The organism is Candidatus Hakubella thermalkaliphila, assembly GCF_013281975.1.
GTDB classification, from domain to species: Bacteria; Actinomycetota; Humimicrobiia; order Hakubellales; family Hakubellaceae; genus Hakubella; species Hakubella thermalkaliphila.
On the sequence record NZ_BLRZ01000016.1, the window covers coordinates 1 to 23743 of the forward strand.

The 23743-nt window shown below is 50.5% G+C and carries 27 protein-coding genes, 1 tRNA gene, 1 other RNA gene and 1 pseudogene; 25 read left to right on the forward strand and 5 right to left on the reverse strand.

Annotated elements, in window-relative coordinates; all coding sequences use genetic code 11:
• Positions 1–140: 140 nt before the first annotated feature.
• From HW443_RS02755 to HW443_RS02760, 3 genes are all read right to left on the reverse strand, one after another.
• Positions 141–857 carry a hypothetical protein gene (locus tag HW443_RS02755; protein ID WP_176231698.1) on the reverse strand — a complete coding sequence of 239 codons (717 nt, stop codon included), beginning with the start codon at positions 855–857 and terminating at the stop codon, positions 141–143.
• On the reverse strand, positions 850–984 hold the full coding sequence (locus tag HW443_RS13275; protein WP_258188980.1) for a hypothetical protein: 135 nt from the start codon (positions 982–984) through the stop codon (positions 850–852). The genes HW443_RS02755 and HW443_RS13275 overlap by 8 nt, the downstream gene beginning before the upstream one ends.
• Before the next feature lie 808 nt (positions 985–1792).
• Positions 1793–2164, reverse strand: coding sequence for a BlaI/MecI/CopY family transcriptional regulator (locus HW443_RS02760; protein ID WP_176231699.1), 372 nt, complete (start codon positions 2162–2164; stop codon positions 1793–1795).
• Between the two features lie 373 nt (positions 2165–2537).
• Between HW443_RS02760 and HW443_RS02765 the strand changes: the two genes are divergently transcribed.
• Positions 2538–4331 carry a GAF and HD-GYP domain-containing protein gene (locus HW443_RS02765; RefSeq protein ID WP_176231700.1) on the forward strand — a complete coding sequence of 598 codons (1794 nt, stop codon included), beginning with the start codon at positions 2538–2540 and terminating at the stop codon, positions 4329–4331.
• Positions 4332–4335: 4 nt separating this feature from the next.
• Here HW443_RS02765 and HW443_RS13830 read toward each other — a convergent pair whose 3' ends face one another.
• Together HW443_RS13830 and HW443_RS02775 are read right to left on the reverse strand one after the other, a co-directional pair.
• Positions 4336–4569, reverse strand: coding sequence for a DUF2905 domain-containing protein (locus HW443_RS13830; protein WP_176231701.1), 234 nt, complete (start codon positions 4567–4569; stop codon positions 4336–4338).
• A 147-nt stretch (positions 4570–4716) separates the two neighbouring features.
• The gene (locus HW443_RS02775) at positions 4717–4983 is read right to left on the reverse strand and encodes a hypothetical protein (protein WP_176236946.1); all 267 of its coding nucleotides are present in this window, start codon (positions 4981–4983) and stop codon (positions 4717–4719) included.
• 265 nt (positions 4984–5248) lie between these two features.
• On the opposite strand from HW443_RS02775, the gene HW443_RS02780 reads away from it, so the two are divergent.
• The 24 genes and pseudogenes from HW443_RS02780 to HW443_RS02895 all read left to right on the forward strand — a co-directional run bounded on the left by HW443_RS02780 (position 5249) and on the right by HW443_RS02895 (position 23518).
• On the forward strand, positions 5249–6424 hold the full coding sequence (locus HW443_RS02780; RefSeq protein WP_176237883.1) for a magnesium transporter: 1176 nt from the start codon (positions 5249–5251) through the stop codon (positions 6422–6424).
• A gap of 49 nt (positions 6425–6473) precedes the next feature.
• Positions 6474–7679 (forward strand): potassium channel family protein, encoded by a 1206-nt coding sequence (locus HW443_RS02785; protein ID WP_176236144.1) that lies wholly within the window; start codon positions 6474–6476, stop codon positions 7677–7679.
• A gap of 43 nt (positions 7680–7722) precedes the next feature.
• On the forward strand, positions 7723–7875 hold the full coding sequence (locus HW443_RS02790) for a hypothetical protein (protein WP_176237884.1): 153 nt from the start codon (positions 7723–7725) through the stop codon (positions 7873–7875).
• A 321-nt stretch (positions 7876–8196) separates the two neighbouring features.
• Positions 8197–8760: a nucleotidyl transferase AbiEii/AbiGii toxin family protein gene (locus tag HW443_RS02795; protein ID WP_176235591.1), complete on the forward strand. Its 564-nt coding sequence runs from the start codon at positions 8197–8199 to the stop codon at positions 8758–8760.
• 465 nt (positions 8761–9225) lie between these two features.
• Positions 9226–9513, forward strand: a complete 288-nt coding sequence (locus tag HW443_RS02800) for a DUF2442 domain-containing protein (protein ID WP_176235590.1) — start codon at positions 9226–9228, stop codon at positions 9511–9513.
• Positions 9506–9652, forward strand: a pseudogene (locus tag HW443_RS13835) (DUF4160 domain-containing protein); the annotation flags it as partial. The gene HW443_RS02800 and the pseudogene HW443_RS13835, both read left to right, overlap by 8 nt.
• A gap of 52 nt (positions 9653–9704) precedes the next feature.
• The gene (locus tag HW443_RS02810) at positions 9705–9977 is read left to right on the forward strand and encodes a PIN domain-containing protein (protein ID WP_176226754.1); all 273 of its coding nucleotides are present in this window, start codon (positions 9705–9707) and stop codon (positions 9975–9977) included.
• Positions 9978–9987: 10 nt separating this feature from the next.
• Entirely contained in the window at positions 9988–10191 is a 204-nt protein-coding gene (locus HW443_RS02815) for a hypothetical protein (RefSeq protein ID WP_176235588.1), read from the forward strand.
• A gap of 167 nt (positions 10192–10358) precedes the next feature.
• Positions 10359–10454, forward strand: a tRNA-Ser gene (locus tag HW443_RS02820).
• A 473-nt stretch (positions 10455–10927) separates the two neighbouring features.
• On the forward strand, positions 10928–11200 hold the full coding sequence (locus tag HW443_RS02825; RefSeq protein ID WP_308751047.1) for a Flp family type IVb pilin: 273 nt from the start codon (positions 10928–10930) through the stop codon (positions 11198–11200).
• Between the two features lie 13 nt (positions 11201–11213).
• Positions 11214–11354, forward strand: a complete 141-nt coding sequence (locus HW443_RS02830; RefSeq protein WP_176237885.1) for a hypothetical protein — start codon at positions 11214–11216, stop codon at positions 11352–11354.
• 9 nt (positions 11355–11363) lie between these two features.
• Positions 11364–11915 carry a TadE/TadG family type IV pilus assembly protein gene (locus tag HW443_RS02835; protein ID WP_258189826.1) on the forward strand — a complete coding sequence of 184 codons (552 nt, stop codon included), beginning with the start codon at positions 11364–11366 and terminating at the stop codon, positions 11913–11915.
• Positions 11905–12924 carry a Tad domain-containing protein gene (locus HW443_RS02840; RefSeq protein ID WP_176237886.1) on the forward strand — a complete coding sequence of 340 codons (1020 nt, stop codon included), beginning with the start codon at positions 11905–11907 and terminating at the stop codon, positions 12922–12924. Before HW443_RS02835 ends, HW443_RS02840 begins: the two co-directional genes overlap by 11 nt.
• 126 nt (positions 12925–13050) lie before the next feature.
• Positions 13051–13815, forward strand: coding sequence for a Flp pilus assembly protein CpaB (cpaB, locus tag HW443_RS02845; RefSeq protein ID WP_176235586.1), 765 nt, complete (start codon positions 13051–13053; stop codon positions 13813–13815).
• Positions 13816–13877: 62 nt separating this feature from the next.
• Positions 13878–15056, forward strand: coding sequence for an AAA family ATPase (locus HW443_RS02850; RefSeq protein WP_176235585.1), 1179 nt, complete (start codon positions 13878–13880; stop codon positions 15054–15056).
• A 56-nt stretch (positions 15057–15112) separates the two neighbouring features.
• Positions 15113–16465: a CpaF family protein gene (locus HW443_RS02855; RefSeq protein ID WP_176235584.1), complete on the forward strand. Its 1353-nt coding sequence runs from the start codon at positions 15113–15115 to the stop codon at positions 16463–16465.
• On the forward strand, positions 16462–18468 hold the full coding sequence (locus HW443_RS02860; RefSeq protein ID WP_176235583.1) for a type II secretion system F family protein: 2007 nt from the start codon (positions 16462–16464) through the stop codon (positions 18466–18468). The genes HW443_RS02855 and HW443_RS02860 overlap by 4 nt, the downstream gene beginning before the upstream one ends.
• Positions 18458–19426 carry a type II secretion system F family protein gene (locus HW443_RS02865; protein ID WP_176235582.1) on the forward strand — a complete coding sequence of 323 codons (969 nt, stop codon included), beginning with the start codon at positions 18458–18460 and terminating at the stop codon, positions 19424–19426. Before HW443_RS02860 ends, HW443_RS02865 begins: the two co-directional genes overlap by 11 nt.
• A gap of 85 nt (positions 19427–19511) precedes the next feature.
• Positions 19512–19778, forward strand: an RNA gene (gene ffs / locus HW443_RS02870) — signal recognition particle sRNA large type.
• An 81-nt stretch (positions 19779–19859) separates the two neighbouring features.
• Positions 19860–20009: a hypothetical protein gene (locus HW443_RS02875; RefSeq protein WP_176235581.1), complete on the forward strand. Its 150-nt coding sequence runs from the start codon at positions 19860–19862 to the stop codon at positions 20007–20009.
• 71 nt (positions 20010–20080) lie between these two features.
• Positions 20081–22009 carry a DNA polymerase III subunit gamma/tau gene (dnaX, locus tag HW443_RS02880; RefSeq protein ID WP_176235580.1) on the forward strand — a complete coding sequence of 643 codons (1929 nt, stop codon included), beginning with the start codon at positions 20081–20083 and terminating at the stop codon, positions 22007–22009.
• Positions 22006–22323, forward strand: a complete 318-nt coding sequence (locus tag HW443_RS02885) for a YbaB/EbfC family nucleoid-associated protein (RefSeq protein WP_176231838.1) — start codon at positions 22006–22008, stop codon at positions 22321–22323. The genes dnaX and HW443_RS02885 overlap by 4 nt, the downstream gene beginning before the upstream one ends.
• A 147-nt stretch (positions 22324–22470) precedes the next feature.
• Positions 22471–23070 carry a recombination mediator RecR gene (recR, locus tag HW443_RS02890; RefSeq protein WP_176231837.1) on the forward strand — a complete coding sequence of 200 codons (600 nt, stop codon included), beginning with the start codon at positions 22471–22473 and terminating at the stop codon, positions 23068–23070.
• A gap of 109 nt (positions 23071–23179) precedes the next feature.
• Complete coding sequence (locus HW443_RS02895; RefSeq protein ID WP_176237887.1) at positions 23180–23518, forward strand: NADH-ubiquinone oxidoreductase-F iron-sulfur binding region domain-containing protein; 339 nt, start codon at positions 23180–23182, stop codon at positions 23516–23518.
• The last annotated feature ends 225 nt before the right edge of the window (positions 23519–23743 follow it).

Sequence of the window (23743 nt, forward strand, 5' to 3'; positions counted from 1 at the left end):
GAAAGTGGATGTAATCCAGGTCATCGCATTTGGGTGGGTTCATATTCTCTCCAACTCCTTACCAATAGAACTTGACCTTTTCTTGCAGGTTATGTTATAATTATACTGGCTAGGGGATTAGGCAGTCAACTGCGTAACTCCTAATTATAAAGCAGGTTGCGTCGGTAATCTCCGGGCTTAACCCCTCCAAAGGACATAGCTGCCCGGCTGGCAAAACCTAAGGAGTAAACGGTGGCCGATGTATCCTTTCCAAAGGGGACCAGGCGGGTGGGCCAGCCCAACTGAACATCCTCAGCCTCAAGCTGTTCGGCGAAACTCACGCCGTCGGTGTTAGAGGAGATGAAAACATAGAGGTTCTTTTGTTGAAGTTCGCGAGCGATCTTCACCGCTATTTCATTGGTGGGAGCAGCTCCCAACACAGCCGCAAAACCTGGAGCAGTGCCATCTACGAACTCGATGCCTCGCTCTCTCATGATGATATCGTCGGCAGCCCCTAGCCATATGCCATCCACCGGGCTGGGGCCCATCAGGTATTTAAGGGCCTCAATGACCTCACCCGCCCAGAGCGTAGCCATTCCGGCATCCAGGGTATGGCCCAGATAGGGTAGCCACACATCCGGGGAGGGGATAGGGGGCAGGAGCTTCTTGCATCTTCTCAGAACTTCCTCCATATCTCCTACTGTCTTTACCGCAAGTCCAGTCAAGGCATAGATAACAGGAAGGTAATAACCCGTGTTGGGGAACTCAACAGCTTCCTGGGGACCGTAGGTCTCCATAGCCTCATTCCAGCGTTTCTCAACCTGTTCAACTACTTTATAGGCACCTTTGATGGCGGCCGTTGCGATTATCTTAGACACGTAACTCCCTCCTCATAGCCATATCATAAAGAATCCTCTCACGCTTCTTATCGATATTTAGAGCCTTGCGTTTGCTATCAATGTGGGCGATCATGATTTCGGCCATTTCTTTAGGTGTAGTGGCCATGGCCCACCTCCCTCCGTAGATGTCCTCATATTCCTCCAGAAGGTATTTGGAGAAGACCGGGCTACCCCCTGCTCGCCCTAAACCAGATGCCAGAATCCGGTAAAATATAACGTTTTCGGATCAAGCACACTGCCTATATTTTTGCATAAAAGTCTCCTGGCTACCACCCTGGCCCCCAACGCTACTTTGATGATGCTAAGAATTATATGAATCAGATGACTATCTTTAGATGACGGCCCTGGAATCACCCTTCCCTTGGGAAATGCCCTCTTAGAAAAGCGATACCCTCTGTTCACGCCGTCGTGAAATAGGGGAAGTATTCAATGTTCCAACAATGCAGACAAAAATAGGGAAGGACAGCCCGAGCTACTCAACCTCTAGATTATACTAAAATTCACAAAGTACAGCAAATTATGCCCCGGAGCCCCGCTTCTTTCAACCTCTACCGACTGCAGCTTGATACCATAATGTGCCTTCCGCTTCAAAGCACGAAGCCAGTGGACAATACTGAAATTTACAGTGACTTTAGAGCGACCGCCAGGACAGGGTAATTTACGCCGAAAGTTTTTAATCCGCAGCCCAAAGAGCGATATCAATGATAGAGTACTTGCGCTGAAGGACAGCAGGCAAGCTATAATCACCGAGCCGAGAGGCGATTCTCGTGACAGTAATTTGGAAGAAAGGAGGGCAGAAAGACCAAAGATTTCAAGTACATTTTTAAATGAGGCAACAGGCCCCTTTCGGATAGATTTTTATGGGGAGACAGCACCCCCTTCCCTTTTTAGCATGCTTCATACCACCCGTTATGCTACATCTTATTGATGATCTCCAGGATTTTCTCCTTATCAGCTCCGGCCACACCCTCGCTGAGGAGTCTCTTGACTAGAGGGGATGCGGCACCCTGGCCAAACCTGGCCACCAGATCATCGATGTAGGCATGTATCACCTGGGTCTTGGTAACAACAGGGGTATAGTAGTAAGTTACCCCTATTTTCTCTCGACTCAAAATGCCCTTCTGGGTCAGGCGGTTCATCACCGTCATGACCGTGGTATAGGCTATTTTGCGCTTCTCATAGATCTGTTCCCAAACTTCTCGCACCGTGGTCCTCCTGGAGCGCCAGACGTAGCCCATGATCTCGGCCTCCAGGTCACCCAGCCTTAATCTGTCCTGCTTTCTCACTTTTTACCTCCTTACTATTTTAGTATTAGTTTTTCGCCCCATTTTACAACACAAATCGGAATTGCCAAAGCCTTTTTAAATATTTTTACAAAATATTACTCTTATTCAGCCCCCCCAATCCCTAAAAGAACCTCATAAACACCGCCCCCTAAGGACTTCAGGGACGAAAGAGGATGAAATTTTTCAGAACATGATTTAATATTACCATAAGGTAAAAAATTACGCTAGTACGGCCTTCGGCTAGATTGTCATGTGAGCAACACGGCATATCCAAACCTATCTGGTGTAGAAAAACAAGATAAGACAGGTTTAGTTTATTGCTAATTTTGCCGATAGACTATAATAGACATAGTTGAGGGGAGGGACAACAAAGATGGAAAAAGGTGAAAAGAGCCGCCTGGTCGAAATATCCAGGTGGATGAATATTCTTAGATGGTTTATTCTGATCATCCTGTTATCCCTGGGCGCGACAGTAGTCTTTCTGGCTGGACCGCGCACTTTTCTGGGCCTGGTGGTTCTTATGGTCACCCCACTCTCCTTGCTAGCAGTTTATTATTTTTTCCGGAGAATGACCAACCTTATTATTCTGAAGTCCAGGGAGTCCCTACTTTTGAATGAGGTGGCTGCTGGCATTATATCTCACCGGGACCCGAACAGCACCATCAACCTGGTGATGGAGACGGCTACAGAGCTTCTTAAGGCCGACTCAGGATCCTTAAGTTTGGTAGATGGAACAGGTAAATATCTGGAAGTGGTCTGCCCCATCGGCCTGGGAGAAATCTCCCCTATCGATCGGAAAAAGGAGATTGGTCAGGGAATATCAGGGAGAGTGACCGAAGAGGGCCTCGAGATGCTAATACCCTCTCCAGAGGAGAAGGAATGGCTCAGGAAGGAGATGAAGAGGGACAACATAAAATCAGCTCTCTGTGTGCCTCTGAAGGTAGAGGAAAAAACCATCGGAGTGATAAGCCTCAATCGGGGGAAGCCGAAAAAGCCCTTTACCAAAGAAGAGCTGAGGACATTAAAGATCTTCGCCAATCAGGTCTCCCTGGCTATTGAGAATGTCAGGTTATATCAAAAAACCCAGAAGAGAATTGCCGAGATATCGGCTCTTTTCGAGATGAGCCAGTCCCTCCTCCGCTGCTCTACGGTCCTGGAAGCAGTGGGCATTCTGGAGAATTTTCTGGGAAGACTGATAGACTACGAGATCTCTTTATTGGTGTACATATCCCCAAAGGGAGGGATCAGGCCCTTCCTGCGCAGTCGGGCTCCGGTGGCTGGCCCCACCCTGCAAGAAGTACTGGAAATGGGCAGGGAGGCCTTTGTCCGACTGACCGGCAAGGTGTGGGAAGGGCGGGTCAAACCCAAAAGGTACACCCTGGAGGAACCCCTGAGGGATGAGGTAAGCGGCGAGATAAGATCCTATATTGATTCTCCTGTTGTTATTTCCGACCAGACTGTTGGCCTCTTGAGCCTGTATAGCACCCAGCAGGATAGATTTGATGAATCGACCTCCATGATCCTGGCCACTATTTCCAACCAACTCTCTCAGGCCATGTACAAAATCAGATCCCTAAAAGATCTGGAGACATCCTACAGGGAAACTATAGCCTCCCTGGCAGCCGTCGTAGATGCCAGAGACCCCCACACCCGGGGTCATTCAGAGAGGGTGAGCAATTACGCCACCAAGATCGCTGAGCGGAAGGGGCTGTCCAGCGATGAAGTGAGGATAGTCAGGGAAGCCGCCCTCCTTCATGACATAGGCAAGATCGGCATCAGGGACAGCGTGCTCCTGAAGCCAGCTACTTTGACCAAAGAGGAAATGGAAGAAGTAAAACGGCACCCTTTCCTCTCTGCCAGCATACTAAAACCTCTTAAAAGCCTGAATCAGCTTATCCCAGCCATCTATCACCATCATGAAAGATACGATGGTAATGGCTATGTGGAGAACCTGACCGGGAAGGACATACCTCTAGAAGCCAGGATCCTGGCCATTGCCGATGCTTTTGATGCCATGCTCTCCCACAGGCCCTACAAAAAGGCCCTCAGCCTGAGGGAGGCAGTCCAGGAGCTGGAGAGAAATGCCGGCAGCCAGTTTGATCCAGAGCTGGTGCGGGTCTTTCTAGAATGTCTGGAGGAAGAGCGTGGGCCAGAGACAAGGCTGTGAGGCTTCAACCCTTAGATCTCAAGATCCAGAAGATAAGAGTAAGTACAATGCTCAGGAAGATGCTGATGAGGATAGAGGTGCCACAAGGAAAATAGAACTGAAAATTCCCCTTTTTGAAAGAAAAATCTCCCGGCAGATGGCCCAGAAAGGGGAAACGCTGGAATACCAAAAACAGTGCTCCTACCAACGTAAAGAGCAAGCCAACGATGATCAATATTTTGCCTAGTTCCCCAAACATGTTACTCTGCCAGTTGATTTAGAAGGTTTCCCACAGATAGTTTATTTGCCCATTTTCTAAGGTAACCAAAGTCCAAATTTTCGTTCTGCACCTGTAGGATACCGAAGGCATCATCAAGGTGTTTATCGATTACCCAATTCTGTGATCTTATTGACCGCGTTGATTAGGATATCCTGTTGAATCATAGCCAAACCTTTCGAACAGCTTCTGTTTTAGTTCAAAGTCAGTAATGCTGGGATTACTTTCTAGGATGCTTGACTTACAAAGATTTAAAGCCATCTCGTAGAGCCCAAAGGTGATCTCTAGGCGTTTCTCTCCTCCCATCCTCCTCAAGTTTTCTACATAGAACCTCTCAGTATATAAATTCGAATCCCTGTATTTCTTTATCTTATTTAGCACGCTATTTTTGTCCACCGGGAACCCCCCTTTTCATGATGTATTTATACATTAACGAGCCTTTGGAAGCAAGCTCTCTTAGAAAGTTGACAAGACTCACGAAATAGCAGCCAGCTCGAAAGACGGCCATATGGAAACGAGCTACAAATACCATGTGACTATTCCTTGCCTCTTTGCTATAATGACCCCATGACTGTGCGCAAAAAATCTCTACCATCCGATTGCCAAGATGATCCGCTCCGGTCGAGTTGCCACCCGAGCCTGGGCCTACCTTCAGGAGGAGGTGGTCACTCTAAAGCAGGGCTTTGTGGCCCTTCTGATATGCTCCGGAGGAAACCTGCTGGCAGGTCTGGCCCTGGGCCTCATGACTCATACGCTAGAGGCTCTCCCTGGATTAATGGTGCTGATACCAGCGGCCATAGGCATGCGGGGCAACATATTTGGCGCCCTGGGCTCCCGCCTGGGTACAGCCATTCACTCTGGTATTTTCGAGTTAAGCCGTCGGCGGGAAGGGATACTGGCCCAGAATATCTACGTCTCTACAGTTCTGGGCCTGATCATGTCCCTCTTTTTGGGGATTCTGGCCTGGCTGGTATCTTTAATCTTTGGACTGGAGAGCATCTCCTGGACGGATTTTGTAGTTATCTCGACCCTGGGTGGGATTATCTCCGGCGTAGTAGTGCTCGTGACAACGGTGCTCATTGCGGTGGCCAGTTACCGTTGGGGCTGGGACGCGGACAACGTTTCCACTCCCCTGGTGACTACCGCTGGAGATCTGGTAACCATCCCTTCTCTATACCTGGCCACCTTTGTGGCAGGCATTCCTTATGTAACACCCATCCTTTCGGCAATTTTGATTGTAATCTCCATGGTGTCCTTGATCATGGCCCTGTTTAGCGGGCTGAACATAGTGTATAAAGTATTGCTAGAAAGTTTGCCCACCCTTTTGCTGGCTGGCCTGGTGGTCATTCTGGCGGGAGTGATGGTTGAAAGCAGGATCAAGGCCCTTATTGCTCTTCCAGCGCTGCTGGTGATGATACCTCTTTTCATCGATAACAGCGGCAACATGGGGGGAATTCTGTCCGCCAGGCTGGCTTCCAAGCTTCATCTGGGTCTGATCAATTCGCACCGCATTCCCGAACCCGCAGCCTGGCGAGAGTTCGGCATTATCTATATTTTCGGCGGACCAGTGTTCACTATGGTAGGAGTCACCTCTCATCTGGTGAGCCGCCTGGTAGGTCTGGGGTCACCGGGCCTTCTAGAGATGGTGGGAATCAGCCTGGTGGCAGGCCTTATGACCACTACCCTGGCTATTCTGGTAGCCTATTATATTGCGGTAGGGACTTTCCGCTTCGGCCTGGATCCGGATAACCATGGAATTCCTGCAGTAACCAGTAGCATGGATTTTTTGGGAATCTTTTTCCTTATCTTTACCATGGTCCTTTTTGGGTTGGTGTAGGTGGACGACCAGGGAGCACGCTCGATGGAGCTGTCTGCTATGAAAACCTTTGGACCGATCTGGCATGAACGAATATCCCCGCAACGTTAAAGATTTATTAATTGAAGCCAAGGATGCCTCAGAGCTGATGGTGGATCTGGCCTATACAGCCGTCTTCTTTGACGACGAAGCTATTGCTGAGGAGGTCCTGAGGCTGGAAAAGCGGATGAACGAGTATGTTCATAAAATGCGCATCCTCTCCATGCTGGCTGCCCGCAGCGTGGATGATGCGGAAGAGATGGCTGGAGTGCTTCAGGTAACTTCGGCCATCGAGAGGATTGGTGATTCAGCCGAGGATGTGGCCCGGGTCGTGCTTCGGGATCTGGGAATTCCGGCCGAGCTTCTGGCCGATCTTTCCCAGGCTGAGGAAGTTGTCTCTCGCATGCGGGTTCGGGAGGGAAGCGCCATGGAGGGATATACCGTGAGGGAGCTAGCTCTTCCCACCAGGACCGGAATGAGATTGATAGCCATCCGGCGAGGACTGGACTGGACCTACGGCCCGGGGGGAGACGAGGTTATAGTTGCCAACGATGTCCTTTTCGCCCAAGGCCCTCCGGAAGGGGTAAACTTGCTGCAAGAGCTGGCCGGAGCGCCCCTCAAAGAAGCTAAACCAGCGGCCCCGGCAGGCGGTCTGACCAAACTGGATCGGGCCGTGGACCTTATCGTGGAGATGAAGAATCTCTCCGAAGTGGCTGTAGGCCTGGCTTACGCGGCCCTCCTTTTCCGAGAAAAGAATGTGGCCGCAGAGGTAGGCGTGCTAGAAGACCGCATGGATGGGATGCGCTATGAGCTGGAAAAGTGGGTTCTTCTCAGTGCCAAAGAGACGGAGGATCCCCAGAGGCTCCTGGGTCTTCTGCACCTGGCTACTGCTTCTGAGAATATCTGTGATGCAGCCAAGGAGATGGCCGTAATCATAGAGGAGGACGTCCAACTGCACCCGGTCTTAGCCGCTGCCCTGAGCCAGACTGATGAGGTGATCATCCGCGCTACCGTGAGGCCCGGCTCGGAGATGATGGGAAATACGTTGGGTCGCCTTTCTCTGGAGACGGAGACCGGGATGTACGTCCTGGCGGTGCGCCGGGGCGAACGCTGGATATATAGGCCCAAAGCGGACTTTATGCTCCTGGAAAACGATGTGCTTCTGGCCAGTGGGCCGGAAGAGGGGGGAGCGGCGCTGTTCCAACTTTGTGGGGAAGGGGAGGAAGCGGACAGCTAGAGGTCCAGTGAAAGATGGGATGAAATCTTGAAAGGAATCGCCCATGCACCGCGGCGCACCACGTCGCATGAAAATTGGGTTATTTTCAAGGGAGAAGCACCGCCAGTTAGGGAATGGCTTCCAGAATTTCGTCCGGAGAAATACTCAATTTAATTTTGGCAGTGCGGACAAGCTTCATACTCATATAATAACATAGAATACGCATTTCGTCAAGAAAGGGGGAAGGCGCATTCCTCCCCTCCCTTACGGAAGGGGTCTCCTGCGCTAACTGAATGAAGAGTTCCAGAGAAAAATCCTGGGAAAGATTTCACCGCTGGGAGAATGGCTACAAGAAGGAGCGCCTTAGAGGATTGACACCTCTTGAGAGGATCAGAATTTATGAGGAGCTTTATCGTGTTGCATTGAAACTGCATCCAGATAAGGTTCGGTATCAATGGAGAACCGATGAAGAAGCTTTGAAGAACCCTCACCTCAGACATCTCACAGAGTGGAGACACCGTCTTTTGAAGGAATTCAAATGATTTCAAAGGCCTTAAAGGAGGTAGTCCATTTTCTTTCCGAAGCAGGTATCCCGCATATGGTAATAGGCGGTCAGGCGGTTCTCCAGTACGGCGAGCCAAGATTCACCCAGGACATTGATATTACCATTGGCCTGATCCCAGAGGAACTAAGAAAGGCCTTAGAAGCCTTCCCACAGGAGATTTTCCGGCTCCTGCCAGAGGATGTCGAGGGTTTTGTTCAAAATACCTGGGTTCTGCCCATAGAGCACAGGGAGACTGGTGTCCGGGTTGACCTGATCTTTTCTATGACTCCATTTGAGAGAGAAGCCATTAAGAGCGCAAGGGAAATCCTTATTGACAATATGCCAATCCATTATATTTCACCCGAAGACCTGATCGTTCAGAAGATCGTTTCCGGAAGGCCAAGGGATCTGGAGGATGTCAGGGGTATGCTTGAAATTCAGGGGAAAAGGATGGACGAAAAGAGGATAGAAAAGATGCTGGATGCTCTCGCTAGAGAAGTGGGGGAAGACGAATGGATTAAGCGATGGAAAGAGATTCAAGAGAGGTCCGATGGATAATTCTAATCCCTGGAAGATCAGAATTTCTCGGTGCCAGAATGTTACCCGCGGTAGTAATTTGTAAATCCCAAAACGCTACAAGAGTCTCATGATATAATACGTCAAGAAGACTAAGTAATACCGATGGCTAAGTTTGAGAGAGGTGGCTGAGTCCGGTTGAGGGCGCTCGACTCGAAATCGAGTAGGCGAGTTAAGCCTTGCCTGGGGGGTTCAAATCCCTCCCTCTCCGCCAGTTGTGGAATAGTTATCGCAGTTTATACGTATATGAAATTCCGAATCCCCCCCTTTTCAGTAGAAGCTAAATTTAAATAAGTGCTTTAACTATAGTGCGGCTAACAAGTCGCTGCAGCGGACGGCGGCTACCGCCATGTACTCGCAATTGGGCAGCAACAGGAGTACAATAAGCAGCATAGGCCTGACTAGCGTGTGTATTTGATATATTTTCGCTTACAGGAGGGCTGAGATATGCCTACACTCATAGACGTTAAACCCCTCGATAACTATCGCCTCTGGGTGAAGTATTCCGACGGCATTGAAGGCATCGTGGATTTGTCCGATCTTGTTGGCAAAGGGGTCTTCGCACCCTGGAAGGATTACCGAGAATTTCAAAAAGTTCACATCGGCCAAAGCGGTGAGATCGCTTGGAGCGAAGAGATTGACCTATGCCCAGATGCCATCTATCTCAAGATCACCGGCAGAAAGTCCGAAGACCTCTTCCCCAAACTACGAGAATTGGCTATCCTGCATGCCTGAAATTAGTCGATTCTTCGGGATCAGCATCAAAATGTACTTTGGTGATCACGAGCCGCCCCACTTTCACACAGAATACGGAGAACACAAAGCCGTAGTGGATATTCATACTCTGGTTGTCATCGGGGGTTACCTTCCGCCACATTACATCTGCCGAGATTAAACGTACTCCTGACATAGAACTCGGAAGTAAAATGAAAGAGGTGATATCACGATTTTCAATACTCCCATTAACTGATGATGTCGAATGGCTGGCAAACGAGTATACTCGCTATGGTGCCGTTCCTGAGACTTATCCAGAGGATGCTTACCATATTGCTATTGCTGTAATAAACAATTTGGATTTTCTTTTGAGTTGGAACTTCAAACATATCGTAAGGAGAAAAACCAGAGACATAGTGAAGATGATAAATACTTTAAACAGATTCAGACAAATAGAAATTATGACGCCAGCGGAACTATTATAGGAGGTAGAATATGGGCAAAATCACAGAAAGAGAAATTGAAGGAATAAGAAAAATAGTGGAAGAGGAATTTCCAGACGACCCAGCCTTACAACAAATTCATATTGCAAGGAAAATTATCGCCAGGGAAGCGGAGCATGAAGGATTAAGTTTTCTTGAATACATCAAATCGTTGGGGAAGCAAGTTAAGGATGTCTACCAAAGGCATGGCGCATGACGGTTTAGTTCAACAGGCCCTGAACGAACTCTTCTAAACCAGCTTATCCCCTCAAGTAACCTCCCCATTCAGCTATGGCATAGCTACTGCAGTTTGTGCCTCTGTTACCAGAGCCTCATGATATAATACCTCCAAAAGAGCAGGTAATTCCGACCTCTAAGTCTCAAGGAGAGGTGGCTGAGTCTGGTTGAAGGCGCTCGACTCGAAATCGAGTAGGCGAGGTAACCCTTGCCTCGGGGGTTCAAATCCCTCCCTCTCCGCCAGTTCTGAAATAACCAGGAGTTAAATCAACCTCTCTTTAGCATCTCCGGCCAGCCTACGGGGGCAAGAAGCCCCTCCACATTGCTGCCCAAACCCCCATTCATACCTAGACCCAAGTTTACGAACAAAACCCACTCAAGAAGGACTTTGGTATTTTCTGTAGAATAAAACTAATGTTCGAGCCGTTTTATTCCGATAAATATATTGGGGAGCACAATAAGGAGACGGAGGTGAAAAAGCCGGCAACAATTGTGCTATAATAGAAGTAGCAATGGCGTGTACGCGAAAGCAATCGGCCCACCAATATCGTAGATTGGCCGGGTGCGTATTCCCAATGAGCTTTTCACTGAGCAGGTGCCAGGAAGGCAGGCTCTCTTCACTTGGTTGTCGGGGTCTGCTGGAGCAAATGACAAAACCGACTCCTTGAGAGTAGTCGGTTTTTGTTTCCATTTATGCAGAATTTCGAGGAAAGGAGGTGACATTACACATATCAAAACTAATGTTCGAGCCGTTTTATTCCGATAAATATATTGGGGAGCACACTAAAGAGACGGAGGTGAAAAGAATGGGATACCTGAGCAAGCTCTATGTCCGACTCTCCCTTCTGTGGGATGAGAAGGGAGCTACCGCCGTGGAGTATGGGCTGATAGTGGCTCTTATCGCAATCGTCATAATTGTTGCAGTCACGGCCGTGGGTGGCAATTTGAGCGCCCTATTCCTGAGGATAGCAGAGGCGCTCAAAATATAGCAGACGCGCTCCTTTGATCTTGAGGAAGCGGCTGGCAAAGCGTAAGAAGAGGATTCTGAAAGCTCGACCAGAGATAGATGTGGGTCGAGAGCTCTTTCATGGATCTCTCGAAAAGACTGCTTTGTTTGTCTCCTACGTTCCAGCCTGGTCTTGAAGGTGGTTTTTGATCCCAGGTAGCGGGAGCTTCTCCAGGGAGTCAGGAGGCCTGGGGGAGTTCCCGTGTGCCACCTTTGGCTACTGTAACATGGCCAAAGTTTCGTCGCAAACCACTTCGGACCTGTTTCTTGCTCGTATCCATAGTTCAGACATGACCTGGACCCGATTCAGAAACTCTCTGAAAAGCGAAAAAGGTTCCAATGCCGTTGAATTCGCCCTTCTTCTTCCTGTGCTAGTGATGTTGATCTTTGGCATTTTCGAATTTGGACTTGCCTACAATAACTATCTGGCCATCACCCATGCTGCCAGGGAGGGAGCCCGAATAGCCTCGGTGGATCTTAACAACCCCGATCTGGAAAGTATTATCATTGAACGAGCCTATCCAGTTCCCCTCACGGAAGACAATATTGATATAAGCACTCCCGAGGGGACGGACATAGGAGATCCAGTATGGGTGGTAATAACCTATACAGTTTCCATAAATATACCCCTTGCGGGAAGCTGGAATATTCCTCTCACCAGTAGGGCGATCATGCGCCTGGAGAACTATGAGGAATAAAAATAGCCGAAGGGAAGCAGGTTGGGTTATGAGGAATGAAAACAGTCCAATGGAAACATCTTTAGAGGATGAGAAGGGCACCATAGCCATTATAGTTGCCCTCTCTCTGGTAGCCCTGACGATGGTGACGGCCCTGGTGGTCGATGTGGGCTCTCTCTATCAGGAGAGGAGGTTTCTTCAGACCGTGGCTGACTCCGCTGCCCTGGCCGGGGCCCAGGAGTTGCCCGAGAGCCCCGACGGAGCCAGGCAGAGAGCTATCGAGTACGCTGCTAAACATGGGGTAACTATTACTGCCAGTGACGTGGAGATTGGCTCCACCCTGGCCAGCAATGATACCATAACTGTGACCCCCTTTAATCCCAGCGCTCCCCTCTACTTTGCCCGAGTGCTGGGAATCGACTCGGTCCGAATACAAGCCAGGGCTAAAGCCATCATTGCCTCGCCGGAAGAGTATGTGGGGGTGGTGCCCTGGGGGATTCCCGAGGAGGATTGGGAGCCAGGTGTGGAGTATGTACTGAAGTGCCCCCCGGGACCCGGTGGTTGTCACGCGAAGGGCAACTTTCGAGCTCTGCGTCTGGATGGTGAACCAGGGGCCAAAGAGTACCAGGAGAACCTAAGAGAGGGTGCCACTACGCCTTATAAAGTCGGAGATGTAGTGGATACCCAGACCGGAAATATGAGGAAACCCACCGAGAAAGGGGCGAAGGAGAGGGTGGCCAGTGATCCAAATCCGGGGATGCAGTCGTTTCTATCTCTGGTCTACTGGGATGGGGGAGGGTACCGACTGCGTGTCCTCGACAGCCAATTCGTCATGGTTCTCCTAGTCTCCCCACCGGGGCCGGGGGTGAGCGAACCAGTAGAGATACGGGCTTTCGTACCTTTTATGATCACTCATATTGGGAAGCACGAAGTTAAGGGTACTTTCCTCCATGAAGCCTTGATCAACTATAAGGGGCCCATTACTGGCGTCCAGCCAGGGGGGATCAGGGTAGTAAGACTGACCGAGTAACGGGCCGCGAAATCGGAGTGGCGCCGCAGGCTCGGTGGGTTCAACAACTTGAGCCGCGCCAAAGATGGGCCGTAGAGGTGGTCTGTTTTTGTGGATAATCACCTTAATTAATGTCTGGGGTATCGAATGAAAATTAGAATCATTCTGCTGTTGTTTGCCATAGTTCTGGGGGCGGTAGCGGCCTTTGGCGTCTTTGCCTACGTGACAAGTATCAAAACTTCTGTTGAGGAAAAGGTGGAGAAGGTCCAGGTTCTGGTGGCTGGGCGCAATATACCTAAGTGGACACCTGTGACAGCCATAGCAAAAGACATCTCCCTGGCCGGAATTCCCAGGGAGTACCTGGTAGAGGGCGTGCTCACCTCCCTGGATAAGTACAAAGGGCATGTGACAGCCACTCAGATCAATAAGGGTGAGCAGATAACCTCTACCAAGTTTGTCCTCCCCGAACAGGCCGGGCTGGCTTTTGTGATCCCTGATGGCCTGGTGGCCGTCTCTATCCAGGTGGATGAGGTCATTGGAGTCTCTAATCTCATCAACATTGGGGACCGAGTCAACGTCATCGCTACTTTCGAGGAGGCTACGGAGCAGACCGCCGAGGTATTGGAGGGAGACCCAGCTATTACTAAAACTCTCCTATGGAATGTGCAAGTTCTCTATGTAGGAACGTATGTGCCCTCAGATGGGGAAGGCCAGGAACAGAAAGCTTTTCCTGCTCCGAGCGGTCAGGAGCTGAAGGAGATCACCACGATTACTCTGGCAGTCACCCCTCTACAGGCAGAGAAGCTGGTCTTCTCCGAAGATATGGGCAGGGTGAGATTGGCCCTGTTGCCAAGAAAGGGCATTGAGGAGACAGCCACCCCAGGCCGTTTCCTGGGGAATATATTTGAATAGCAGGCAGAACTGAGGGTGCGCCAGGACTTGCTCTGTGGAGCTGTTTAACAAAGGAGCCATGCTTGGAGAAAGTTAGTGTGGTATTGATTGACAGAGAAGTGCAAAGCCTGCAGAGGGTGCGGGAACTGCTTGAGGATGCTCCCGGAATAGAGGTGGTAGATAGATCCACTGATCTGCACGAACTGGATTTCCACCTGAGCCAGAGGATTGTGGCAGTGATCCTGGTGGGGCCCGGGTACCAAATTGAAGACGTCACCCCTATTCTGGAGCGGCATAGTGTGGATCTGGCTTTCGTCAGCGTTATCCTTCTGGCGGAGGAGGTTTCTGCCGGGCACCTGAGGCAGGCTTTGAAACTGAACGTGAGGGACGTGCTGGAAGTATCCTGCTCTCGGGAAGATCTTCTGGAAACCATCCAGCGGGCCTATGAAATTTCCAGGAAGGTCTATTCCGAAAAAGTGCTTTTGGGAGAGGGGATTACGAGAAAGGAAGGGCACCCCAGGGCAAGAGTGGTGGTAGTATTCGGCCCCAAAGGAGGTTGCGGCAAGTCTTTTCTGGCGACCAACCTGGCTGTGGGTCTGGAAGTCAGGAAAAAAGGGCCGGTAGTCCTTTTTGACATGAACTACCAATCTGGGGATGTGGCCATTATGCTGGGTCTCTTTCCCCAATATACCGTCTATGATGTCATGGCTGATATCGACGGGCTGGACAAGGAGATGCTGAGCCGTTCTTTGACTCCTCATGGCTCAGGGGTAAAGGTACTGCCGGCTCCTCTGGAATTCCAACAAGCACAGTTCCTTACTGATCGGGCTACGGGCAAGATGGTGCGTCTCCTTGCTCAAATGAACAATTTCATCATTATCGACACAGATTCTTCTTTCTCGGACCATCTCCTGGCTGTTTTGGATCAGGCTGATCATTTATGCATGGTTGCCAGCAACGAAGTCCCCAGCATTAAAAACCTGAAGCTCGGTCTGCAGATTCTGGGGAAGCTCAATTTTCCAGAGGAAAAGATCTTGATCGTTCTGAACCGAGCGGGCACTAAGGTAGGTCTCAGCCCGGAGGAGATAGAAGAGACTATCCAGAGAAAGATAGACGCTGCTATCCCCAGCGACAAGGTGGTGCCCATAAGTGTAAACAAAGGAGTGCCGGTGATCACCCAATATCCCCGCTCCCCGGTCAGCAAGAGGCTTTTCCAGTTGGTTGAGCTGTTATCAGCGGAGAAAGTAGGGAGGGGCAGATAAATTTTACTGTCTTCTCAGCAAGGGTGGCGGGAAGATAAAGGAGGAGCACCAGATATATGGAACTACAAGAAAGGCTGCAGAAAATCCACAGATTGGAAAATGGTATGAAGGCTAAGGCCGTGGAGGCCAGGGGAAGAGAAAGAATCGTGGCTGCGGTAAAACGGCGGGTCCACCTCCGTCTCATTGAGGAAATGACCGGGGCCCTGGCCAAAAAAGAGGTAAGTGATGCTGAGCTGAGAATCAGGGTCTCCAAAGAAGCCAGCAGGATCCTGACCGACGATGGAACCCCCATTACTACTGAGGAGAAAAGGAGAATCATCGCGGATATCATTGACGACGTGGTGGGATATGGTCCTATCGAATGTTTTCTGGAGGACCCAGAGGTAACGGAGATTATGGTCAATGATCCCTACACCATTTATGTTGAGAAAGATGGCAAGATTTACCCCACCGATAAAGCTTTTCTGGATGAAGTACATCTCATGAGGATTATTGACAAAATTGTAGCCCGGGTAGGGAGAAGGGTGGATGAGTCGGTTCCCATGGTGGATGCTCGATTGCCCGACGGATCCCGGGTCAATGTTATCATTCCTCCCCTGGCTCTTGACGGTCCGGTGCTGACGGTCCGTAAGTTTTCCCACCATCCCTTCACTATCCAGGATCTGGTGGAAATGGGTACCCTGACCCAGAAGGCAGCTAATTTTCTGAACGCCTGCGTCAGAGGGCGTCTTGATATTCTCACCTCTGGAGGCACGGGGACGGGCAAAACCACTATTCTCAATGTTCTCTCTTCTTTCATCCCCGGTGACCAAAGGATCATCACCATTGAGGATGCCGCGGAGCTGCAGTTTCACCAGAGACATGTCATTCGTCTGGAGTCCCGACCTCCCAACATAGAGGGCAAAGGTCAGGTATCCATTCGGGATCTGGTTCGAAATGCCCTGAGAATGCGCCCGGACCGGATTATTGTGGGAGAGGTAAGAGGTGGTGAGGCCCTGGATATGCTCCAGGCCATGAACACTGGACACGACGGAAGTCTCAGCACAGTACATGCCAACTCTCCCCGGGATGTCCTCTCCCGGCTGGAGACCATGGTTCTTATGGCCGGGCTGGATCTTCCCGTCCGGGCCATAAGGGAGCAGATCTCCTCGGCCATTGATCTCATTGTCCATCTGAACCGCCTCAAAGACGGAACCAGACGAGTGGTAAGCGTGACCGAAGTTCTGGGAATGGAGGGAGATGTTATTACCCTGCAGGATCTCTTTCTTTTTGATTTTGCCATGGGTATGGACTCCACTGGTAGATACCGGGGAAGACTTAAATCCACTGGACTACGACCGCACTTCATGGAGAAGTTACGCAATTATGGAATAGATATATCTCCAGAAGTCTTTGAGCGGGAAATATGAAAACGCCATTGTTAGCGCCCACCCCTTGGAAGCTGCCTCTTCCAGCAGGGGGTTATTTTCTACCTGGAGGGAAGACTCTTATTATAGGAGTTTTATTTTTTCTCCTGGCCAGTCTCTTCCCCTCTTTGTCCCGGGCCGATGAGGGCGACATCCTCATCAAGAGTTTCAGCATTGAGCAATATCCCCAGGTCGACATTTACTTGGGTTTTCAGGAAGACTCGCCTTTAGACGTGGAAGGATTAACCGAGAGGAACTTCACCATCTCTGAAGATGGGCAGGTAGTTACCGAATTTTCAGTGAACACTTTAGGCCAGATAAGTGAGCCCATCGGTGTAGTACTTCTCATCGATACCAGCGGGAGCATGAAAGGCAAGCCCATAGCCAATGCTATCGCCGCGGCCTCTCTTTTTGTCGATCAGATGCGGGAGATCGACCTGATTGCTGTGGTGGGCTTTGCCGATGAGGTGACTACCTATACCACCTTTATATCCGACAAAGCCATGCTGAAAGAAAAGATCTCCCAGCTTAAGGCCAGAGGAGAGACTTCTCTTTACGATGGGATCGTGACCGCCGCCGATCTTTTTAGCGACAAAAAGATAAAACACAGATATATCGTGGTTCTTTCTGACGGAGCAGACACAGTGAGTAAGCTCACCGACGAGAGCGCTATCGCCAGCTCCCTGAGGGAAAAGGCCGCGGTCTACTCTATAGCTCTGGAGTCCCCGGAGTACAAACCAGAGGTTCTGGAGAAAATATCTAAGCGTACTGGCGCTGAAATCTTATTTGCGCCCAGTTCTGAGGAGCTGGAGGATCTCTACCTGGAGATTTCCAGAAAGATTGAGAATCAGTACAAAATTGTCTATACCAGCCTTTGGCCCAATGTGGAGGAGATTAAAGTTGATCTGGAGATTCGCCGGGGAGGCTACTCGGCTCTGACCAACTGGAGCTATAAAAACCCTTTTTATGTCCCAGCCCCCACAGGCTTCCAGAGATTCCAAAGACCTCCATTCTTGACTCTCTTTGATAACCTTTATGTAAGAGTGGCTGTATATGCTTCCCTGTTCATGAGTGTGCTTCTCTTTCTGTATATCTTTGTGGGTCTTCTTTTCCCCGCCCGCCGAAAGCTTAAAGAGTGCCTTAAGCCCTACAGCTCTGATATGGAGCTGGGCGAGGGGAACGAGTACGGGGAAGTGGCCGCCAGGCTCGGGCCTTTGCGAAGAATTAGCGGCTTTGGTTCTGCGCTGGCTGCCCGGAGGGGTTTTGGAGAATTTTTCCAGCTCAAACTGGACCGGGCTGGTCTCAGCTTGCTGCCCTCTGAGTTCATAACTTTACATCTCCTTTCGGTAGTCATGGTAAGCTTCGGTACTTATTTTGTCTTCAAGAATATACCCCTTACTCTTTTGACCATTGTGGGTATGACTACAGCCCCTTTCTTACTCCTATCCCAACAGGCCAGATCCAGAATAAGGAATTTTCACAATCAGTTACCCGATGCTCTTCAGATACTGGCCAGTTCCCTACGGGCGGGATATAGCTTGAATCAGGCTCTCAGTGTGGTAGTGGACGAGATGGGTCCTCCCATCTCCAGCGAGTTTAAGAGCGTGCTGACCGAGATAAGGATGGGCCTTCCGGCCAGGGATGCCCTGGAGAGCCTGGCCCGAAGAATTAACAGTGAGTATATGTCCTGGACTATTATGGCTATCAACATTCAGAGAGAGGTGGGAGGCAATCTGGCCGAGGTGCTGGAGACTATCTCTGACACCATCAGGGAGAGAGATAGAGTTCTACGCCAGATTAAGGTCCTCACTGCCGAAGGGAAGATTTCAGCCTACATTCTGATCGGGCTACCTGTTGCCGTCTCTTTGCTCCTGTTTTTGTTAAACCCGGACTATATTGGCCTCTTGTTCACCACGGCTCTGGGTAAGGCCATGCTGGCAGGCGCTGTAGCTCTGATGATCCTAGGGATAATCTGGATGAAAAGGATTGTGACTATTGAATACTGAAGTCTTCATAAAGCTAGTCGAGTTTATGGACTTAGGCCAGAGGTTCTATCTGAGTCTGGGAGCGGCCTTCCTTTCTGTCCTTTTCCTGGTTCTTTTCGTGGGTCTCAGCATGAGGGGTAAGAGCCGGGGTGGTCCTCTAGATCGTCTGGGCCGCTATTTTAGTCATGTTGAGGACCAGAGACAGGTGGTCTCTCCTTTTATGGAGAGGGCCATTCTGCCCTTCTGGAGGAAGGTCGCCTCTTTGGTGATCAGGATCAGTCCCGGAGGCATTATTGAGGCAGCCGAACAGAGACTGGTATTGGCCGGCAGTCTGGAAAAGGTGGGCGTGGATGTCTATCTCTTTACCAAGATTCTCTTCCCCTTCGGGATGCTCTTTCTTACCATTCTGCTTTATCTTTTTCTCTCTCCCACTCCTCTGCTGAGTGTTATTCTGATAGGCAGTATCCCCCTTTCTTACTTTCTGCCCGATTTCTATCTGAAACGTAGAATCGAAAAAAGGCAGACCGAGATCAAAAAGACGCTTCCCGATGCTCTGGACATGCTGGTTATCAGTGTAGAGGCGGGTATGGGCTTCGACCAGGCTTTGCACAAAGTGGCAGGAAATATAAAGGGGGCTCTGGCCGAAGAGCTAAACAAGATGCTCCAGGAGATGGGGGCAGGTCTTGCCCGCCGGGATGCTTTGCGCAACCTGGCTCGTCGCACAGACGTAGCGGATCTCAATGCTTTTGTAGCAGCTATGATTCACGCAGACATCTTCGGACTAAGCATCGGCCGGGTCCTTCGGGTACAGGCTTCTGACATGAGAAGCAGAAGAAGACAGCATGCTGAGGAGATGGGAGCCAAAACACCGGTCAAACTTGTCCTTCCCCTTATATTATGTATTTTCCCTGCTCTTTTAACCGTCATCCTGGGACCGGCAGTTATCCGGATCTACTATACTCTAATCCAACGATTGTAGACTTCGCCCCAAGAGGGTTTCACCCATCCTCTACATCCTCTAAATGGCTGATCTAGTCTGTTGATTCTGATATACTTAATATCGATCGTGCTAAGCGGGGAGCTAGCGGTGCCCTGTACCCGCAATCCGCTATAGCGGGGCTGAATTCCGAACAGAGGCGCTTTGTTGGTGGGGCCTGGGCCGGAGTAAGAAGCGATGATGGTCAGGTCCCATGCGGCGAGAGCTCGTAAACCCCGTCAGATCCGGAAGGAAGCAGCGGTAAGCGAATCCTCTTGGGTGTCATGGGAGAGCCTGGCCGGAGCTTACTGCTCTTGGTGACGCTCATTGGCAGACGTCGACGGGAGGTGCACGATCGATTTTCTGGCGGACAGCGCCGTCGGCCCTGTAGCCGATGGGGGCAAAGAATCTCTCTTTGCAGGCTGTCCGTTTTTGTGTGGCATACTGTAAGATTTCAGTAGGTGGAGGGTTCAAGGAATCGCCCATGCGCCGCGGCGCACCACGTCGCCTGAAAATTGGGTTATTTTCAAGGGAGGAAAAGAAAGACCCCAGTGGTGTACTTGATGACAGGGTCTCCCGATATTGATACAATGGAAAAGGTCCAATAGATCAATAGAACTGATCTGACCACAGCTAGAACCCAGGTGTCATAAGATAATGCAACATATTTCTCTCTATCGCAGGTGGCGGCCGCAAACTTTTGAAGAGGTCATAGGCCAGAGCCACATCACTAAAACCCTGGCTAATGCCATCAGGTATAATCAGTTGTCCCATGCCTTCATATTTTGTGGTCCCCGGGGTACCGGCAAGACCAGCACGGCTCGAATATTGGCCAAATCCATAAACTGTGAGCAGGGTCCTACTCCCAACGCCTGCAACCAATGCCAGAGCTGCATTCAGATTTCCAACGGCACATGCCTGGATGTCATCGAAATAGACGCCGCCTCCAACCGGGGAATAGATGAGATCAGAGCCCTTCGGGACAAGATCCATTTTTCTCCTGCCACGGTCAGGACCAAGGTGTACATAATCGATGAAGTGCATATGTTAACTACTGAGGCCTTCAACGCTCTCCTGAAGATTCTGGAGGAACCTCCTTCCCATGTCATCTTTGTTCTGGCCACCACCGAGCCCAACAAAGTTCTTCCCACCATTATGTCCAGGTGTCAGAGGTTCGATTTTAACCCCATCTCCGTGGACGTAATAATGAGAAAACTAAGGCTTGTCGCTCAGAAAGAGGAGCTGGAAATCCCCGAGGATGCTCTGAGACTCGTTGCCCGACATGCCGCGGGGAGCCTCCGGGATGCTGAAGGCGCCCTGGAACAGATGGCGTCCTTTTCGGGGAAGAGGATCACTGTGGAAGATGTGCAGACAGTCCTGGGAGTGGTGGATGTGGCGTTGCTTTTTGAGGCGGGTGATCTTTTCATCGAGAAGGACGCCGCGGAGGCTCTGTTTCTCGTCAACCGACTTTTTGAGAGCGGCCGTGATCTTCGGCAATTTACCAGGGAATTACTGGAGCATCTGAGAATATTGATGATCATTCAAAATGTGGATGACCCCCGGTCTATTTTGGATTGTAGCCAGGAGGAGATGGAAAGATACAGAGCTCAGGCCTCTCTGCTGAGAGATGGAGAGGTTCAAAGATTTCTCCATCTTTTCGGAGAGACCTATAGAGAGATGCGCTGGGATAGTAACCCCCGGCTGCTTCTGGAGCTGGCCATGGTCAAGGCCATGAAGGTGGATGCGGATGACTCCCGAGAGGCTCTCCTGGCTCGACTGGAAGCTCTGGAAAGTATGATAGAGAAAGACCGGGGCAGCGGCCTACTTAGGGATAGGCCCGATATAGCGAGCAGGGTGGTGCAGCAGAAAAGAGAGGGGAGGGAGCCGGAGGAGAGCCTGGCTCCTCGGGAGCCAGCTCCTGCCCACGGTAGGGCTGGAAGTTCTCCTGGCCCGGGGCACGCGGTGGACCTGGCCTCTCAGAAACCAATTTCTTTCCCCGAGCGCCCAGACGGGGCATATTCTCAATCTGAGACTACTGCCCCCACTCTTGAGCCAACTACTCCTGAGGGCAAGGTAGATATTACCGAGATCAAAAAGAAATGGCAGGCTATTTTGGAGAGGGTCAGGGAGAAGCGGATACCTACCCACGCCCTGCTGCTGGAAGGAAGTCCGCTAGATTTCCGGAATGGAGAGCTGACTATTGAATTCGACAGCATCTTTCACATCCATAAGGAAAAGGTGGAGAAAGGTGAGCACAAAAGGATAGTTGAAGCGGCTCTGGCGGAGATGACGGGGGAGGCCATCCGGATAAAGTGCGTCATAGCCGCCCCATCCTCACCAAAACCCCAGGTGGAGAGTATCTATCAGCACCAGGAGACTGACGAAGAAAGCGGGGGAAAGGCCAGAGACGAGACCAGGGAAAGGGCCACCAAAGAGGTCGAAAAAGAAACAAGGGAAGAGGAGAAGGGTGACTCGCCCAAATCTTTGAAGAATTCCGTCGATCCCATCGAACTTATTAAGGCGCGCTTTAAGGCTAAAGTAGTCCAGAAGATAGATCTGAAAGATGAGGAGAAGCTCTGGAAATGAACGGAAATGTTATAAAAATGATGGGTCAACTGAAAAAGATGCAGAAAGAAGTGGCCAGGATTCAGGAGGAGCTATCCAGGGAGAGCTTTGTGGCTACCTCGGGAGGCGGAACGGTGAAAGTGTCCGTAAATGGAAATCAGGAAGTGGTGGAAGTAACCATAGATCCCGCAGCCCTGAATCCAGAGGACGCAGCAATTCTGCAGGATATGTTGGTGGTGGCGATCAATGAGGCCATGGATCAGTCCCGGCAGGCTTATGCCAGGAAAATGGGAGATCTGACAGCCAGCCTTGGCCTGCCGCCAGGGATTTTGTAGAAAGTGGGTATCCACTTGACGCAAGTGCGCCCTAGATGTAGTGGGGGGAACGGAATTGTCTGAGCACAAGATGTAGGAGGGACTTGCGCTAACTAGATACCCACTTTGTAGAAAAGAAGGCGTCCTGCAAACGTAGAGGAGCCAGAGATGGCCTACTATACCCTTCCGGTAGAAAATCTGATAGAGGAGCTAAGAAAACTGCCTGGCATCGGGCCTAAGTCAGCCCAGAGGATCGCCTTTTACCTTTTGAAGGTTCCCCGAAAGGAAGCCCTCAAACTGGCTCATGCTATTGCTGAAGCCAGGGACAGGGTAAAGTTCTGCCAGATCTGCTTTAACGTAACCGAGAGGGAGATCTGCGAGATATGTAGCAATTCAAAAAGGGATAGCTCAGCTATCTGCGTGGTGGAGGAACCCATGGATATTGTGGCTATCGAACGGACCAATGAATACAAGGGTCTTTATCATGTCCTGGGTGGGGCTATATCACCCATTCAGAATATCGGTCCAGACGAGATCAGGATTAAGGAGCTCCTGGCCAGGGTGAAGGAGGGGCAGGTCAAAGAGGTAATAGTGGCCACAAATCCCAATATCGAAGGAGAAACCACGGCTATGTACATATCCAGGATTCTTTCTCCTCTCCAGGTCAAAGTGACCCGCTTGGCAAGTGGTCTTCCCGTGGGAGGAGATTTGGAGTACGCTGATGAATTGACTCTGGGCAAAGCCCTGGCGGGAAGACGAGAGATATGACCAGAAGGCTATGAAGGCGGGATTGGCCGTGGGATCTGGTAAACGCGAAACCTGGGAAATACAATGACCTTGAGATATCTGAAAGTTGACCGCTCACGGGGGGTTGATCATGGAATCGATTAAGGAAGCTGAGAATAAGACCTGCCAGGTGCAAAAATCTTTAGAGTTCTTCTCCCATTTCCTCCAGGACAAAATGTGTGGCAAGTGTCTGCCCTGCATGTATGGCACAGAGCAGATCATCGAGATATTGCAAAAACTCATCCAGGGAGAGGGCGAGGAGAACGACACCCATCTTCTCCGCCTGATCTCTTCCGGGCTGGAGGAGACGGTACGCTGCAAGCATGGCCGGGACGCGGCTGCGGTTCTGACCAGCTCGCTGTTATTCGAAGAAAAATATCAAGAACATTGGGAGGAAAAGCGGTGCTCCTCAAGAGTAAGCTTTCAGTAAACCTCGTGTTTACCTGGCGCAAGAAGTTCCCTCTACCCTCTGGACACGAAGGCCTCGGTTGTGTATTATGGTAGTATGGCTACCGAGAGTCCTGATACTCATAGAGAATTAGTTGAACTCCGCCGGCAGATCAACTACTGGCGGGCACAGCATACCCGTGCGGTCGAACGCCAGGCTATCTGGAAAGAAAAGGCGCAACAACTTAAACAGATGGTCCGCCAGCAG

Excerpts from the sequence above, each read along its gene's own strand:
- HW443_RS13830 (WP_176231701.1), bottom strand. The coding sequence starts at position 4,569 with ATGTTTGGGGAACTAGGCAAAATATTGATCATCGTTGGCTTGCTCTTT.
- HW443_RS02840 (WP_176237886.1), top strand. The coding sequence starts at position 11,905 with ATGAGGAATAAAAATAGCCGAAGGGAAGCAGGTTGGGTTATGAGGAAT.
- HW443_RS02895 (WP_176237887.1), top strand. The coding sequence starts at position 23,180 with ATGGAATCGATTAAGGAAGCTGAGAATAAGACCTGCCAGGTGCAAAAA.
- HW443_RS02765 (WP_176231700.1), top strand. The coding sequence starts at position 2,538 with ATGGAAAAAGGTGAAAAGAGCCGCCTGGTCGAAATATCCAGGTGGATG.
- HW443_RS02790 (WP_176237884.1), top strand. The coding sequence starts at position 7,723 with ATGCACCGCGGCGCACCACGTCGCATGAAAATTGGGTTATTTTCAAGG.
- HW443_RS02885 (WP_176231838.1), top strand. The coding sequence starts at position 22,006 with ATGAACGGAAATGTTATAAAAATGATGGGTCAACTGAAAAAGATGCAG.
- dnaX (WP_176235580.1), top strand. The coding sequence starts at position 20,081 with ATGCAACATATTTCTCTCTATCGCAGGTGGCGGCCGCAAACTTTTGAA.
- HW443_RS02855 (WP_176235584.1), top strand. The coding sequence starts at position 15,113 with ATGGAACTACAAGAAAGGCTGCAGAAAATCCACAGATTGGAAAATGGT.
- HW443_RS02810 (WP_176226754.1), top strand. The coding sequence starts at position 9,705 with ATGAAAGAGGTGATATCACGATTTTCAATACTCCCATTAACTGATGAT.
- cpaB (WP_176235586.1), top strand. The coding sequence starts at position 13,051 with ATGAAAATTAGAATCATTCTGCTGTTGTTTGCCATAGTTCTGGGGGCG.
- HW443_RS13275 (WP_258188980.1), bottom strand. The coding sequence starts at position 984 with ATGGCCACTACACCTAAAGAAATGGCCGAAATCATGATCGCCCACATT.
- HW443_RS02815 (WP_176235588.1), top strand. The coding sequence starts at position 9,988 with ATGGGCAAAATCACAGAAAGAGAAATTGAAGGAATAAGAAAAATAGTG.
- HW443_RS02795 (WP_176235591.1), top strand. The coding sequence starts at position 8,197 with ATGATTTCAAAGGCCTTAAAGGAGGTAGTCCATTTTCTTTCCGAAGCA.
- HW443_RS02860 (WP_176235583.1), top strand. The coding sequence starts at position 16,462 with ATGAAAACGCCATTGTTAGCGCCCACCCCTTGGAAGCTGCCTCTTCCA.
- recR (WP_176231837.1), top strand. The coding sequence starts at position 22,471 with ATGGCCTACTATACCCTTCCGGTAGAAAATCTGATAGAGGAGCTAAGA.
- HW443_RS02800 (WP_176235590.1), top strand. The coding sequence starts at position 9,226 with ATGCCTACACTCATAGACGTTAAACCCCTCGATAACTATCGCCTCTGG.